General features: G+C 43.6%; 13 protein-coding genes. 12 read left to right on the top strand and 1 reads right to left on the bottom strand.

Annotation, left to right across the window (positions count from 1 at the left end; genetic code table 11):
• Nucleotides 1-2: 2 nt before the first annotated feature.
• The 12 genes from G625_RS0101760 to G625_RS0101700 all read left to right on the top strand — a co-directional run bounded on the left by G625_RS0101760 (nt 3) and on the right by G625_RS0101700 (nt 15,045).
• Nucleotides 3-884 (top strand): LicD family protein, encoded by an 882-nt coding sequence (locus G625_RS0101760; RefSeq protein WP_029199745.1) that lies wholly within the window; start codon nt 3-5, stop codon nt 882-884.
• 8 nt (nt 885-892) lie between these two features.
• On the top strand, nt 893-1,831 hold the full coding sequence (locus G625_RS0101755; RefSeq protein WP_029199744.1) for a glycosyltransferase family 2 protein: 939 nt from the start codon (nt 893-895) through the stop codon (nt 1,829-1,831).
• A 106-nt stretch (nt 1,832-1,937) separates the two neighbouring features.
• Nucleotides 1,938-3,083: a galactose ABC transporter substrate-binding protein gene (locus tag G625_RS0101750; RefSeq protein ID WP_044931208.1), complete on the top strand. Its 1,146-nt coding sequence runs from the start codon at nt 1,938-1,940 to the stop codon at nt 3,081-3,083.
• A gap of 188 nt (nt 3,084-3,271) precedes the next feature.
• Nucleotides 3,272-4,780 (top strand): sugar ABC transporter ATP-binding protein, encoded by a 1,509-nt coding sequence (locus G625_RS0101745; RefSeq protein WP_029199742.1) that lies wholly within the window; start codon nt 3,272-3,274, stop codon nt 4,778-4,780.
• 29 nt (nt 4,781-4,809) lie between these two features.
• A complete protein-coding gene (locus G625_RS0101740) occupies nt 4,810-5,814 on the top strand; it encodes an ABC transporter permease subunit (protein WP_029199741.1) in 1,005 nt (334 codons plus the stop codon).
• Nucleotides 5,815-5,983: 169 nt separating this feature from the next.
• Complete coding sequence (locus G625_RS0101730; RefSeq protein ID WP_049895575.1) at nt 5,984-6,367, top strand: hypothetical protein; 384 nt, start codon at nt 5,984-5,986, stop codon at nt 6,365-6,367.
• Between the two features lie 78 nt (nt 6,368-6,445).
• The gene (locus G625_RS0101725) at nt 6,446-8,065 is read left to right on the top strand and encodes a response regulator (protein WP_334290747.1); all 1,620 of its coding nucleotides are present in this window, start codon (nt 6,446-6,448) and stop codon (nt 8,063-8,065) included.
• Nucleotides 8,058-10,133, top strand: coding sequence for a cache domain-containing sensor histidine kinase (locus G625_RS0101720; protein ID WP_198014813.1), 2,076 nt, complete (start codon nt 8,058-8,060; stop codon nt 10,131-10,133). The genes G625_RS0101725 and G625_RS0101720 overlap by 8 nt, the downstream gene beginning before the upstream one ends.
• Before the next feature lie 79 nt (nt 10,134-10,212).
• Complete coding sequence (locus tag G625_RS0101715) at nt 10,213-11,196, top strand: sugar ABC transporter substrate-binding protein (RefSeq protein WP_029199737.1); 984 nt, start codon at nt 10,213-10,215, stop codon at nt 11,194-11,196.
• 134 nt (nt 11,197-11,330) lie between these two features.
• Nucleotides 11,331-12,371 (top strand): galactose ABC transporter substrate-binding protein, encoded by a 1,041-nt coding sequence (locus G625_RS0101710; protein WP_029199736.1) that lies wholly within the window; start codon nt 11,331-11,333, stop codon nt 12,369-12,371.
• Nucleotides 12,372-12,533: 162 nt separating this feature from the next.
• On the top strand, nt 12,534-14,204 hold the full coding sequence (locus tag G625_RS17910; RefSeq protein ID WP_084152713.1) for a BCCT family transporter: 1,671 nt from the start codon (nt 12,534-12,536) through the stop codon (nt 14,202-14,204).
• A gap of 76 nt (nt 14,205-14,280) precedes the next feature.
• Nucleotides 14,281-15,045, top strand: a complete 765-nt coding sequence (locus G625_RS0101700; RefSeq protein WP_029199735.1) for a YesL family protein — start codon at nt 14,281-14,283, stop codon at nt 15,043-15,045.
• A gap of 349 nt (nt 15,046-15,394) precedes the next feature.
• On the opposite strand, the gene G625_RS0101695 is transcribed toward G625_RS0101700, so the two are convergent.
• Entirely contained in the window at nt 15,395-16,324 is a 930-nt protein-coding gene (locus G625_RS0101695) for an AraC family transcriptional regulator (RefSeq protein ID WP_029199734.1), read from the bottom strand.
• Nucleotides 16,325-16,409: the final 85 nt, after the last annotated feature.

Below are 16,409 nucleotides of genomic sequence, written 5' to 3'. Positions count from 1 at the left end.
TAATGGAAAACACTAGTAAAAATACTGACTTTGAATTTGACCTCGAAAAAATCCATAAGGCAAATCTTGAAATATTAAAAGCAGTAAGAGAAATCTGCATAAGACATAACATTACCTATCTTATCGATTCCGGGACCCTTCTGGGAGCTGTAAGACACCGAGGCTTCATTCCCTGGGATGATGATGTGGATCTCTGCTTCAGACGGGAGGAGTTTGAAAAGTTCAAGGTTATAGCAAATCTTGAGCTTCCGAAAAACATGGAACTGATAATGCCGGATGAGTACCGGAAAGGTGAAGCCTTCTACGATTTCGTCCCCAGGGTAATATATAAGAATTCCCGCAGGCACTCAGAGGATGACGCGGATATGGAGTTTTACGAAGGAAAGCTTAATCACCTTTGGGTGGATCTTTTCATTATCGACAGACTGCCCAAGGGAAAGCTTTCATCTAAGCTTATGCGTTTAAAGCAGCAGATATTTTTCGGTATGGGCATGGCCCACAGACGAAAGCTTGACTGGTCAAAATACAAAGGTTTCCAGAAACTTGAGGTATCGGTACTTGTCGGTCTTGGGAAACTGGTTCCCATGAAGACCATATTCAGGTGGCAGGATAACAGCGCAGGAAAATACACAGAGCTTTATAAAAAGGATAAAAATGTTTCTGCCGGAGAATCCTTTTTCTCAAACTATCAGCCGGATTTTCAGTACTGCGTGGTGAAGGACAGCTGGGAGGAACCGGTTTCCTTTGAATTTGAAGGTGAAAGATTTACAGGTCCCAGAGAGTGGGACAAGGTTCTCAAAATGCTTTACGGAAATTATATGAAGCTTCCGCCTGTTGAGAAGCGTCAGCCCTCCCACAGCGGAAGAGAGCTTGAGATACTATAGGAGATACAATGAAACTGCTTAGCATCGTCGTTTCCGCCTACAATGAAGAGGCAGGAGTAAAGGAATTCTACAGAGTCACAAAGGAATATGGTGAGAAGCTCCGTGAAAAGGGCTGGAATTACGAGTTTATATTTGTAAATGACGGCTCAAAGGACAGAACCGGTGAGATACTTTCGGAGCTGGCTGATACCGACAAAGAGCACATTAAGCTTATAAGCTTTTCCAGAAATTTCGGTCATGAAGCGGCGATGATAGCAGGTCTTGACTATGCATCGGGAGACGGACTGGTGTTTATGGATGCAGATCTTCAGCATCCCCCTGAATATCTCGATGCCATAACGCGGGCTTTTGATGATGGATACCAGGTTATCTCAATGGTAAGAACCAGCAATGAAACAGCGGGACTTATCAAAAAGATAACCTCCGGAGGCTTTTACTGGCTCATCAATAAGCTGTCTGATATCTATCTTGAACCGAATGCTTCGGATTTCTTTGCCATCACAAGTACGGTTCAGAAGGTACTTATGAAAAACTACCGGGAGAAGGTAAGATTCCTTCGTGGCTATGTACAGAATGTGGGATTCAGAAAAACCACCATAGAGTATAAGGCGGCTCCGAGAATTGCGGGAAAGAGTCATTATTCCATAAAAAAGCTCTTTACCTTTGCCATGAATACTATCATGTGCTTTTCCAATGTTCCGCTGAAGCTCGGCATCTTCGCAGGCTTAAGCAGCGGATTCCTGGGGCTTGTACTTCTTATATATACCCTGTGCACCCATGACGGGGCACCATCCGGATATGCCACAATTGTTGTTCTTCTGTGCTTTATGTTTGCGGTTCTTTTTATAGTAATCGGCATCATCGGAGAGTATATAGCCGTGCTTTTCGAAGAGCTTAAAGACAGGCCTCTGTACATTATCGAAGATAAGAAGAATTTTCAAGATTAAAAGAAGAATAATCTATTCTTTCAAAAGATGTTGCTTGTTATTATTTAAACAACAAATCGCGGTGAACACCGCAAAACACAACAAAATCTAGGAGGATTGGATTATTATGAAGAAAGCACTTAGCTTACTTACAGTATCAGCAATGGCAGTATCAATGCTTGCAGGTTGTGGATCATCTAACACAGCAGCTACAACAGCAGCAGCTACAACAGCAGCCGCAACAGAGGCAGCAGCTCCTGCAGAGACAACAGCAGCCGCAACAGAGGCAGCCGCAGCCGCAACAGAGGCAGCTACAGAGGCCGCAGCAGAAGCCGGCTCAGCAGACCTTGCTGACAAGAAGGTTGGTGTATGTATCTATCAGTTCTCTGATAACTTCATGACACTCTTCAGAAATGAGTTACAGTCATATCTCGAGTCTCTCGGATTCAAACCTGAGAATATTTCTATCGTAGACGGTGCTAATGACCAGGCTACTCAGACAAACCAGATCCAGAACTTCATCACATCAGGTGTAGACGTTCTCATCATCAACCCTGTTAACTCTTCATCAGCAGCTACAATCACAGATATGGTAACTGAGGCTAACATTCCTCTCGTTTACATCAACCGTGAGCCGGATGCTCAGGAAGAGGAAAGATGGAAGACAGAGAACATGAACGTAACATACGTTGGATGTGATGCCCGTCAGTCAGGTACAATGCAGGGCGAGATCGTATTAGATCTTGAGAACAAGGGCGATATCAACGGCGATGGTAAGGTTTCTTACATCATGATCGAGGGTGACCCTGAGAACGTTGATGCTCAGTACAGAACAGAGTTCTCAGTTAAGGCTCTTACAGATGCAGGTGTTGAGGTTGAGTGCCTCGATGATCAGGTAGGTAACTGGGATCAGGCTCAGGCACAGTCACTTGTAGCTAACTCTCTTGCACAGCACGGCAAGGATATCGAAGTTGTATTCTGTAACAACGACGCTATGGCTCTTGGTGCTCTTCAGGCTATCGAGGCAGCAGGCGAGACAGTTGGAACAGATGTATACCTTCTTGGTGTAGATGCTCTTCAGGAGGCTTGCGACAACGTTAAGTCCGGAAAGCAGACAGGTACAGTATTTAACGATCACATCTCACAGTCTCACTCAGCAGCAGATGCAGCTGTAAGATATCTCACAGGTGAGGGCAATGAGCACTACATCGGATGCGATTACGTTAAGGTTACAACTGCAAATGTAGATGACATCCTTGCATCTCTTGGCTAATTCATAAGGAATCAGACAAATTAAATCAGAAACATCAAAAGAGTGCGGGTGCGACATCGCACCTGTACTCTTTCTTTAACATCAGATTAGGTGTATAATAAAGGTTTTGTTTTGACCGATGCACCTGGGCAGCGAATGGGAGAAGATTCTCCATCCTGCACGATAAAGAAAATTTACTGGAGGACAAAATGGCGGAGTATAAGCTGGAACTTAGAGGAGTATCTAAGTCATTTCCAGGTGTAAAAGCGCTGGATAAAGTCAATCTTGCTGTTCGTCCGGGTTCGGTTCTCGCTCTCATGGGTGAAAACGGTGCCGGAAAGTCCACACTTATGAAGTGTCTTTTCGGAATTTACCACATGGACGAAGGTGAGATATATCTGGATGGAAAGAAAGTAGTTATCGATAACCCTGATGAGGCTGCAAAGCGTGGCATAGCCATGGTGCATCAGGAGCTTCAGCCCATACCGGCCAGAAGCATCGGTGAAAACATGTATCTGGGACGTTTCCCGTTAAAAGAGTATGGTCCCATCAAGATTATAGACCACAAGACCATGTACGACGAGACAGAAAAGTGGTTGAAGGAACTTGGTCTTGAATATAATCCGAGGGCTCTTCTCAGCACCCTGTCCATCGGACAGATGCAGCTGGTTGAGATCGCAAAGGCGGTTTCCCACGAAGCAAAGGTTATCATTTTCGATGAGCCTACATCTTCTCTTTCCGATAATGAGGTAGAATTCCTCTTCAAGATCATGAACCAGCTTCGTGACAGAGGCGTTGCCATGATCTATATCTCCCATAAGATGGATGAGATCAAGAGAATAGCAGATGATATCCAGGTAATGCGAGACGGAACCTATGTCGGTACCTGGCCCGCAGCAGAGTTGTCAACAGAAGATATCATTTCCAAGATGGTAGGACGTGAGCTTACCCAGATCTATCCTGAGCATGACCATGAGATAGGTGAGGTTATTCTTGAAGCAGAGCATTTAAGCTCCATACATGAGAAATCCTTCAGAGATTGTACCTTCAATGTACGAAAGGGAGAGATCCTTGGATTCGGAGGACTTGTAGGAGCCCAGAGAACAGAGCTTATGGAAGGTCTCTTCGGAATCAGACATCTGGCAGAAGGAACCATAAAGATCCATGGAAAAGAAGTTAAGATAACAAAATCAAAGGACGCCATGGACGCAAAGCTTGGAATGATCACGGAAGATCGTCGTGGAAACGGTATTTTCGGATGCCTTTCCATCAAGGATAACGTAGGTATTTCTATCTACAACAAACACCTGAAGGGTGGTTTTGTTCTGGATCATCCGACAATTAATAAGATAGTTGATGATAGCATCACACAGCTTTCTATAAAAACACCAAGCATGAATCAGCACATCGCTAACCTTTCGGGTGGAAATCAGCAGAAGGTTATAGTTTCAAGATGGCTTGCAAACGATCCTGACATCCTTATCATGGATGAGCCTACAAGAGGTATAGATATCGGAGCCAAGCATGAGATTTATGAAATTATGGAAAACCTTGCAAAGCAGGGTAAGGCCATCATCATGATCTCTTCCGAAATGCCTGAACTTCTCGGTATGGCGGATCGGGTTTATGTTATGTGTAACGGAAAAATCACAGGAGAGATAGATCAGAGAGAAGAAATGACACAGGAAAATGTCATGAGATATGCAACACAGTTCTGATCGATTAAAGATTTAAAGGGGAAAGAAAAATGCAAAAAACACAGAAACAGAAAATCATAGATTTTCTTATCAATAACGGTGTTATCATCGTAATGTTCATCCTCGTTATTTATACAGGACTTACAACCAATAACTTCCTGACAAAAAATAACTTTATGAACCTTCTTGCCAATATGTCATACAGACTGGTTATCGCTCTTGGTATCTCAGGTGCAGTTATCACCGGCGGATGCGATCTCTCCGGTGGACGTATGGTTGGATTTGGTGCCTGTATCGCAGGTACACTTTTACAGAAGGTAGAGTACGGCGGACGTTTCTTCAAGGAAGGCTTCATGGCAAGCATCACACCGCTTAACCCGTTTGTGGTTCTTATCCTTGTTATGATCATCTGCGGCTGCTTTGGTGCCGTAACCGGATGGTTTATCGCATTCCTTCATGTGCCTCCATTCATTTCAACACTTGCAATGATGGAAATCATCTATGGCCTTGGTCTTATCTATACAGGAGCTACACCTCTCGGCGGATATATCGAAGGATACACAAACTTCGCTAAGCCCGGTCTCCTTGGTATCAACTGGCTGGTTTGGATGGCACTTTTGATGGCAGGTATCACCTGGTTCATTTACAACATGACCCGTCACGGAAAGTACATGTATGCCATCGGCGGAAACAAGCAGGCAGCAGAGGTTGCCGGTGTTCCTGTAAAGCTTACAATGATTCTTATCTATGCCAAGGCGTCAGCATTCTTCGCAATGGCAGGTTTCATGCTCGGAGCAAAGGCAGGCGGTGCTTCTATCAATACCGGTCTTTCATATGAGATGGAAGGTATCGCAGCCTGTGCACTTGGCGGTGTATCCGTAACAGGTGGACGTGGTAAGGTTTCATCTGCTATCATCGGTGTTGCCGTACTTGAGCTTTTGAAGGTTGCTCTCCAGTTCCTCGGAGTAGATGCAAACTCTCAGTACATCGCCATCGGTATCGTTATCTTCGTAGCTATTTCTCTCGATATCAGAAAGTACGTTCAGAAGAAGTAATTGAGCGAAATAATTCAATCGATTATAATGGGGTCTGTGGTTTTTCCACAGACCCTTTTTGATATCGCAGACTACCGGAAAAAGTCTTCTTTCAGGACCCGTGATCCGGAGGACAGGTACAGAAAATATAATATCTCTATCTGATATAAAAGAACAAAAGGAGAAAATAATGGGATTTTCAAATATTGCATTTTCAGGCATGGTACTTCTGACAGAAACTCAGAGTCCGGTTACCGTGTTTTTTGCCCAGCATGGCATACAGGTGGTGCTTGCGGTAATGACGATTTACTATGCTGTGAAGCTTTTGGTTTTTAAGGATGTGGATTCCGTAAGACCGAAGGAGTGGAAAAAGCTTAAAGAAGAAAATGTTGAGCCCTATGCAAGGGAAGCGGGAATCCTTGCACTGGGATTCGCTGCCTGCCTTATCTTTATGGAGATAGTCTCTATGTATGATGGGTTCATGGCTTTACTTTTTATGATACTTGCCGTTTCTCTGATGTTTTTCAGATTCAAGAAGATTGAAGAGAAGTACGGAGAAAAGAATCCAAAATAAAGATTCCAAAATAAGAAGCTTAGACAAACAGGATTTCATGAATAAAAGAAATAACTTTAGACGTAGCTATAAGGAGCAGTGAATTTGAAGAATTATTCGGTAATGCTGGTAGATGACGAAGAGGATGTTATCAATGTCATAATCCATAAGATAGATTGGGAAGCCCTGGGCTTTTCGGTACAGGGATATGCTCATAACGGTCTTGAAGCCCTGGAGATGGCGGAAGAGGAACAGCCGGATGTGGTCATGACAGACATAAAGATGCCCTATATGGACGGATTGGAGCTTGCCAAAAGACTTAAGCAGCAGTATCCAACCATAAAGATCATCATTTTTTCCGGCTTTGATGAATTTGAATATGCAAAGGAAGCCATCAGGCTTGAAGCTGAAGAGTATATACTTAAGCCCATCGATGCAACAGAGCTGAGCGAGGTCTTTAAGCGCATAAAATCCGCCCTTGATAAAGAGTTTGATGAAAAGCAGAACATCAACATGCTTAAAACCTACTATCAGGAAAGTCTTCCCATACTTCAGGAGAATTTTTATACCTCCCTTATCGAAGGCCGTGTGGCAGAGGAAAACCTTTTGAGAGACATGATGGATTATCAGGTAAGTCTGGATGGTCCGGTTTATGATGTTGTCATACTTCATAACAGCATTTCCCTTGCGCCCGAAGGAATTAACCCCGTGCTTATCACCATGTCAGTAAGAAAGCTTTGGGAAGAGCAGATGGAAGAAAGATGGAAGGCAAAGTTTTTTTCCTACCTCGGAAACATTGTGATCATTGTTCAGATGGAAAGAGAGAGCGATGTTACTCAGCTAACGGATGCCTGCCAGGTCCTTTGCAGACTCAGTAAGCGTGTGTCCAATGCTACCATAACCGCCGGTATCGGCAAGCCTGTTTCAGGTATAATGTCTCTGCCGAAGGCCTACGAAGGAGCCAGAGAGGCCATCTCCTATAGAGTCATCTATGGAAGAGGCCAGGCCATAAACATTTCCGAGATAGCTCCCGAAAGAAACAAGACCCCGGATAACCTGAAGGCTGAGCCTGTGGATCAGAAGCTTTATGCTGTATTTAAGGCAATCAAAATGGATTCCGTGGATAATCTTGATATGGAAGTGGAAAGGTATATTTCGGAAGAAATGCCGGTGAATCCTTCCATACAGGATTACAGATTCTTTGTTATGGATATGGTGTCCGAAATATATCGCTTTATCAAGTCCAATCATATCGATACAACAGAGATCTTTGAAAGGGATGAGGATCCTTATGAAAAGGTTCAACACATGGATAAGCAGGAGCTTACAGAATGGCTCAGGTCTGTTACTCATGAAATAAGGGAGATACTTCGCACAAGCCGTCAGGATACAACAAAGGGCTTCGTGTCAAAGGCCATTGATTATGTAAGGGATAATTACAGCAATAAGGACCTTACTGTAGAAAGCATGTGTTCCTACCTTGGCATCAGCTCAGCGTATTTTTCCACGGTATTTAAGAAGGAGACGGGAAAAACCTTTATAAACTATCTTACTGACATGCGTATGGAAATGGCTGTGCGTATGCTTTTGGATGAGAATGAGAAAACCTATGTTATAGCTGAGGCTGTGGGCTACAGTGACCCGAACTATTTCAGTTATGCATTCAAAAAGAAGTTTGGCGTTTCGCCATCAAGATATAAATCTCAGCAAAATGGATGATCAGGGAAATAAAAAGGAATTGAATAAGGCTTCAGGGGTAGAAAAGATTGTTGAAGCAAGAGAGTCCGGAGAGGAGCTTCTGAACAAAATGGTTTCCGAGGTTAATGAAAGAATCAGGAAATATTTGCCCCACACCATACAGAGTACCATTCTTATGGCTTTTACGGTGGTATCCTTTACCCTTCTTTTGATCCTCGGGTTAATGCTGTACACCCTGTTTGCCCGCCGTATGAGAAGCGGTACCATAGAGGCCACGCAGCAGCTCATGGAGCAGTCGGTTGTAAACCTTGAGGACTATCTTGTGAGTATGCGGCGTATCTCTGATGCCATGTACTATGATGTCATCAAAAATGCTGATTTTGAAAGAGATTCGGTTGATAATGAGATGAATATCATATATGAGGCTCACAAGGATAATCTGGTGAGTCTTTCCTTGTTTATGCAGGATGGCACCCTGGTTTCGGCATCCCCCATCTCAAGCCTAAAGACCGATCTTCAGGTAACAACCCAGAAGTGGTTCACCTCGGCCTTTGATAAAATGGAGAACCTTCATTTCTCAACCCCTCATGTGGAAAACCTGTTTCTGGATCCCGCTTACAAGTACAGCTGGGTCATATCCCTTAGCCGGGTGGTGGAGCTTACCGAAAACGGAAGCCCGTCTCTCGGAGTCCTTCTGGTAGATATGAACTACTCCACCATCAAGCAGATGATGGAGCGTATCAATACGGACAGCACCGGTCAGTATATCTATCTTACGGATTCCAGCGGAAATATCATATATCATCCGAAGCAGATGCAGATAAACTATGAGATCATCAAAGAGAATAATGTCAACAATGCCCATTATGCGGATGGTATACATGATGAGATCTTCGGGGGTGAAAAAAGACAGGTCATAGTTGACAGCATTTCCTATACGGGCTGGAAAATGATAGCTGTACTTCCGGAAAAAGCTTACCAGATAGACATCAGCAATATGCGTTTACTGGTAATACTTCTTATAGCCTGCGGACTTCTCATCATGATCTTCATAAACAAAATGATCTCAAGCCTCATCTCAAGACCTCTTAATCTTCTGAACAGATCCATAAGAAATATGGAAAACGGAGATATTTATCCTGAAGATATTTATGTTGGGGGAACCCGGGAGGTTGAGCATCTGGGAAAGACTCTGAGACATTCCCTGGGACGTATCAATCAGCTTATGGATGATATCGTTATAGAGCAGGAGGAAAAACGAAAGACTGAGATGGACGCCCTCCAGTCTCAGATAAATCCACACTTTCTTTACAATACCCTGGATTCCATTGTATGGATGATAGAGGGTGAGAAAAATAAAGATGCAGTGTTCATGGTGACACAGCTTGCCAGCCTCTTCAGAATAAGTCTCAGCAGGGGAAAAAACATCATTCCTGTGGAGCAGGAGATACGCCACGCAGAGAACTATATGAATATTCAGAAGGTAAGGTATAAGAATAATTTCAAGGTGACCTTCGACGTTCAGGAGGAGGTGAAAAAATTTGCAACCGTAAAGCTTATCATTCAGCCCATCCTGGAAAATGCCATATATTACGGAGTTGGTGATATGGATCCTGATGATGAGGGAGAGATAAAAATCATTGCAAAATTTGAGCCTTATGGTGATGACATGGCCATATCGAAGGGGATCGATGATATATCGAAAAAACCGGATGAAACAAATTTGCGAAATTCCGGCAGGGTTGGTGAAGCCGGAATGGAGAATGATATTTCAATGGGAGATATTTACATTGAGGTGAGAGATAACGGATTTGGTATGCCTCCGGAGGTTCTGGAAAATCTCCTAAACGATCAGGAAGGGGTAAAACGTGCTCCAAAGCACGGATCCGGGGTAGGACTTGTTAATGTTCATAAGAGAATCAAGCTCAGATTCGGTGAGCAGTATGGTTTAAAGGTGGAATCGGAACCCGACGAGGGAACCTGCATTACCATACACCTTCCGGCGGTACTGTTTAATGAGGAAAATCAGAAGCTGCTGGAAAGCGGACATTATAAATCCCTGAGAAATAAATCTGTCCATGGTTTTTAATCCCGGGAGCCATGCGGCTTCGGGCAGTTCAAAAGAATCCGTAAGGATTCTATCTTTAAACAGGTAATGGTTAGAAATAATGAACGAAGATAAAGAATTTCTGCTGCCTGTGGTGGTGGCGACCCTTATAGTTATTATGTTCTGCCTTGTTATGCTCACAAAGGGCATAAACTCGGAGAACTATAAGATTTCCGTGATAGTCAGCAACTCCTCCGAAGGAAGATGGGTACCTTTTAAGGCAGGTCTTGAACAGGCTGCAAAGGATAACGGCATCGAGCTTGACTATGTGTATACAGATTATATAGACAATATCCAGGAAGAAGCATCCATGATCAATTCAAGGATCTCTCAGGGAGCTGACGGTGTCATAGTGGAATTCTGCCTTAGTGAGGGAATACATGAAATGGTTTCTTCCATAAGTGCCAGGGTACCGGTTGAATTTGTGGTTACAAACGTTGACGCGGATGTGGATGTCAGAGGCAATCATGCAACCGTTGCCCCCAACAATTATGCCGTGGGAAGAGCCATAGGTAATGAGCTTGCCATAGATTTAAAGGGCAGGACAGAAGAGGGAAGAGTTAAAATAGGAATAGTTTCAGGTAATCAGAAACAGTCCGGGATGCAGCAGAGGCTCCGGGGATTTATGGATGCAACGGAGAATCTTGATCCGGAGATAGTCTGGAGTGTTTCAGAATCCCGTTACACCAGCGAGGATTTGGAAAAGGCGGATACAAAAAATCCGGCAGAGATAATCGTATGCCTTGATAATAACAGCATGGAGAAAGCGGTAGATTACTGCACAAAGGGAGATTCGGGTGACAAAAGGCTCTACGGATCGGGGTGCAGCGAAAAGCTTGTGTACTATATCGATTCCGGGCTGATCGACTCCATGATACTTACCAACGATTTCAGTATGGGGTATCAAAGCCTGTCAGACCTTGCATTAAAGCTTCAGAACCGAACCTCGGTTCTTGAGGACAGGGAGATCGGTTTCGGTGTTGTGAACAAAGAGAATCTTTTCGGAGAGGATAACCAGCAGATACTGTTCCCTATAGTCCGTTGAAATCAAAGACCGGGGTTGGATGACTGAAAAAAAGCATTGTTGCTCCTTTGTGAATATAGAGCCCGTTAGATATGCAGCTGTGTAAGATTAAGGCTCTAAAAAGCTTCGTTAATAGATGGGAGGTTGTTATTCCGATGTTCAGGAAGAAGCGTATAAAAAAGCAAATCATAATGCTTATGGCGGTGGCACTCCTGACTCTGCCGGGTTGCGGAGTCGGAGCTGTGCCTGAAAAGCCGGACAATGAAATAAAGATCGGCATCACAGTTTATGACAGGTATGATACCTTTATCGCTGAGATCCTCAAGGATCTGAATGAAGATGTCCTTTCGGCAAGGGCCGAAGCAGGGCAGGAGATAACATTGGAAATATATAACTCTTCCCAGAGCCAGTCCGCACAGGATGATCAGGTTGAGGAAATGATAAAACACGGCTGCGATGTTATATGTGTAAATCTTGTTGACCGCACGGCACCTTCCAATATCATAGATGCGGCAAGAAATGCCGATATCCCCATAGTATTCTTTAACCGGGAGCTGGTGGATGAGGATATGCTGAGGTGGAATAAGCTCTATTATGTGGGGGCGGATGCATTTGAATCCGGAATCATGCAGGGAGAGCTGGCGGTTGACATTATAAAGAACGAAAACGTTGACAGAAACAATGACGGCGAGATCCAGTACGTTATCCTGGAAGGCGAGGCAGGTCATCAGGACGCCATAGTCCGCTCAGAGAACTGTGTAAACCGGATACGGGAGCTGGGAGTGAAGCTTGATAAGCTGGGATATGCCATTGCCAACTGGAATCGGGCTCAGGCTTCAAACCAGATGGAAAAGCTTATAAAAAACCATGGAGATAAAATAGAGTTTGTATTCGCCAATAATGACGATATGGCCCTTGGGGTTATAGATGCCTATAATGTTTCGGATATTCCCGAGTACAAGTGGCCCTATGTCATAGGTATAGACGGAACGGAACCGGGAAGAGCAGCCGTTAAGGAAGGCAGCATGGCTGCAACGGTCTATAATGATGCCCGTGGTCAGGCCGACGCCATCTTTAACCTTTCGAAAAGACTTGCTGCCGGTGAGAACCTCGAAGGTCTGGGACTTCAGGGAGACAAATATATCAGACTCCCATATCAGAAGATCACAAAGGAAAATGTTGACGACTTTGATTAGTCGGAGAACCTGGTGGGACGGAGTTAGTGTTTCATTTTTTAAAAATGAACCACTAACTCCGTCCCACGGTCCATTTTCGGATGATTTTTGTAAGAAAAACAAACTTGACGAATAGGGACTCTGATGCTATCATGTTCAAAACTTAGGAAAGGGCGTATAAAAATGAACAAGAAATCTTCTTTTGACAAAAACAGAATAGACTGGTTTATAACATTGGTTCCGTTCCTTCTTATCGGAATGATGTGCGTGTTCTTCTTTGTGGTGCCTCAGGAGTCCAATGTCATCATTAACAATATAAGAAGTTTTCTTGGTGACAGCTTCGGAGTTTATTATCTTTTCATAGGACTTGCCTTTGCGGTGATATCCATCTATATCGCCTGCTCGGATATAGGAAATATAGTACTGGGTGAGCAGGATGAGAAGCCCAAATACAGCTTTTTTGTCTGGGGCTCAATGATGTTCACCTGTGGTCTTGCGGCAGATATACTGTTTTATTCGCTCTGTGAGTGGATACTTTACTGGGTGGATCCTCATACTAAAGAAATGGGTGACCTTATGGACTGGTCAAGTACCTTTACACTTTTCCACTGGGGTCCCATCCCCTGGGCTTTCTATCTGGTACTTGCCGTGTCCTTTGGTTTTATGCTTCATGTACGTAAGCGTAAGAGACAGAAATATTCAGAAGCATGCAGATCATTGCTCGGAAGCTATACTGACAGATTACCGGGAAAGCTCATCGATCTTCTCGCGGTATTTGCCCTCCTTGCGGGAACAGCAACAACCTTTTCCGTTGCCACTCCGTTACTCAGTCAGGTTATAAAATCACTTACAGGCCTTAATATCTCGGAAAGATCCATAACCATATTCATACTTGTTGTGACCTGTATCATCTACACCTACTCGGTAATGAAAGGAATGCTTGGCATATCGATACTTGCCAATGTCTGCACCTACCTTTTTTATGGCCTGCTGGTTTACGTTCTTCTCTTCGGAGGTCAGAGCAAATTCATCATCGAGACAGGATTTGCGGCAATGGGAAGACTTACCCAGAACTTTATAGGTCTTTCAACCTACACGGATCCACTCAGGACCACAGGTTTTGCCGAAAACTGGACCATTTTCTACTGGGCTTACTGGATGGTATGGTGCGTTGCGGCTCCCTTCTTTATCGGAAGCATCTCAAGAGGACGGACAGTCCGCCAGACAATTCTCGGTGGATATGTTTTCGGAATGGGCAGTACCTTTGTGAGCTTTATAATACTCGGAAACTACGGGCTGGGACTTCAGGTAACGGGAAAGCTTGATTCTGTGGCTGTCTATGAAGCAACCGGTGACCTTTACATCACTATCATAGAAATACTTAAGCAGCTTCCGTTGTCAGCTTTGGTAATGGTGGTTCTGGTTGTGGCCATGATAGCATTTTACGCAACCTCCTTTGACTCCATAACTCTTGTAGCCGCACAGTACAGCTACAAAGATCTGAAGGAAGATGAAGAACCAAAGGATATCATCAAAGCCTTCTGGTCGGTAATGCTGATACTTCTTCCGGTTGCACTGGTGTTTTCGGAAAGCTCCATGGCCAATATACAGTCGGTAAGTATCATTGCGGCATTCCCCATAGGACTTGTGATCGTACTCATAACTGCAGCATTTATGAAAGATGCAAGAGTATTTATAAGGGAACTCAGAGGAGAATGCGTAGAGCCGGTGGAAACTACCGAACAGACAGTGCCCACTGAGAAAGCATTTGCACAAAAGGATGATGACGATTTATCAGATGAGAAAATTGAAGAAATCATCGGTAACTGGGAATATATCTATGGTGATAGATAAATATATGTGATAGAATGCTCGTGTTGCGACCACCGCGGCACGGGTTTTTTATGGTAAGTTTAATAGGAGAAGGATTATGCTTCAGGGCTTTTTTAATTACGATAATCCCATCTGGCGCTTCGTCGGAAGACTGGGAGATATGATATTACTTAATATACTGTGGATTTTATGTTCACTCCCCATAGTAACCATAGGGGCATCAACAACAGCATTGTATTACTGTACATTAAAGATAGTGAGAAACGAGGATGACGGAGACATTAAAATGTTTTTCAGATCCTTCAAGCTGAATTTCAAGCAGGCCACAATCATATGGATTCCAATGCTTCTGCTCATCATGCTTCTTGTCTTTGACTTTAACTTCTTCGGAAGTGTTCTTGCCGGTGCAGGAGTCACAAGAATACTGCTGCAGGGAATCACCATAGCCATGATGGTCATCTGGATATTTGTATTCACCTATGTATGGCCCCTCCTCAGCAGATTTGACAACACTGTAAAAAACACCGTCACAAATGCAGCCTACATGTCCATACGATACCTGGGATCCACCCTGTCAATGCTGATTAGTGATGTCATCATCATCGCCATCGGCTACGTGGCTCTCTTCTACATGGCCTGGATAACCGCCTTCATGGTACTTATGGGCTACCCACTCCTCGCCTGGATAAATTCCACCATGCTTGACCACATCTTCGAAAAATACATGCCGAAACAAGATCCCTCGAGGGATAAAGAAGTCCGCCCCATCCTACAGGACCTGAACCTCGACGGCACCCTGAAAGAAGGTTCTTCTTCTGAAACAGAACGTGATTTGGAGAATTTAAAAAACAAGGATGAATAGTAGAGTAGAGCGGTCGGGCATCCATTTAAAATCGTAAAGCCGAGCCGCCTCGATTTTAAATGGATGCCCGACCGCTCGACCGGATTACATCGTTCATATCCCGTTCACAATTGTTTACAAATTATTCAAAAGATTAACATAGTTTGTTCATTGATGATTTTTATAGTAAAGACATGATAACGAAATGGGTTATCAATAGTTAATAAGATTTTTTTCATAATACTCGGGCAGGGACCAATGGTCACCTGCCCTCCTCCCTTTTATAGAAAAAATAAAACGTCATGAAGTTCATATCCCGATCCTTGGCGGTCGGGTGAGACTTTATGACGTTTTTTATTTTATTTTTAATTTATTTTATTGTTGCCGGACTGTCTTCCGTTTTTAAATAGACAGGGGCTGCAACAGGGGCAAAATCTGAGAAAGTTACGACAGGATCCGTAAAGGATGTCGCATCCTGCTTTCTATATTCCCTGGGAGATAAACCGAAAGACTTGTGAAAGGCATCCTTAAAATAGTTGGCATCACTAAAGCCGTTATTGAGGGCAACCTCCGTAATGGTATGATCCGTATGGGCAAGCTCGATGGCAGCCTTATTGAGACGGATAAAGGTAAGATATTCATGTACTCCGATACCGGTGTCTTCCTTAAACTTTCTTGAGAGATAATTCGGACTGAAACCGCTGGCCTCCGCAATATCATTAAGGCTTATCTTTTGATTGTAATTTTTCTTGATGAAAGTGGCAGCCAGGCTAAGCTGACGGTTAGTTGTATGGAGTTCATCCAAAAGACTTGTGTCTATATCTGTGGAGAATCTCCTGATGATAACCAGAAGCTGTATGAGGCATAGTGAGAGCATGGCAGGACTCACTCTTTCATCGTTGAAACGCTGTTCCGCCTCCATGTTCTGTATAAGCTGCTCCACATGCACCTGATACATGGCCGGTATCTGCAAAATATAGGTATTTTTCTCAGCAAGAGTATCGTATATAAACTGCATATTTGGGAAAAATACATCCTTTTCACGGAACAATACCAAGGTGCGCACTGACTGCTGTTTCGAAGTGTAGTGCACGCTGTGTGGGGTATTGGGCGGTATGATAAGAACGCTTCCCGGAACCAGATTATAGAAGTGGGATTTTATAAAAAAATTGCAGCTTCCCTTATTGAGATAAAACAGCTCATAATGATTATGTACATGAGGCTCGTTCATCTCGAAGCTCCGGTCTCTTGACTTGGTGTCGATAAAAATTCTGTTAATTGAATACCCTATAATAGCCATTTCAAACCTCGAAATAATTGGATAACTATATTATAGTGCTTAGTATTACAAATTGATAATATCAAAAAGAAACTTGGATAAGATA

It is taken from the genome of Oribacterium sp. NK2B42 (genome assembly GCF_000424445.1).
In the GTDB taxonomy this organism is placed as follows: Bacteria; Bacillota; Clostridia; order Lachnospirales; family Lachnospiraceae; genus Oribacterium.
Note: the sequence above shows the minus strand (reverse complement) of the source record. Positions and strands in the feature narration are given on the sequence as shown.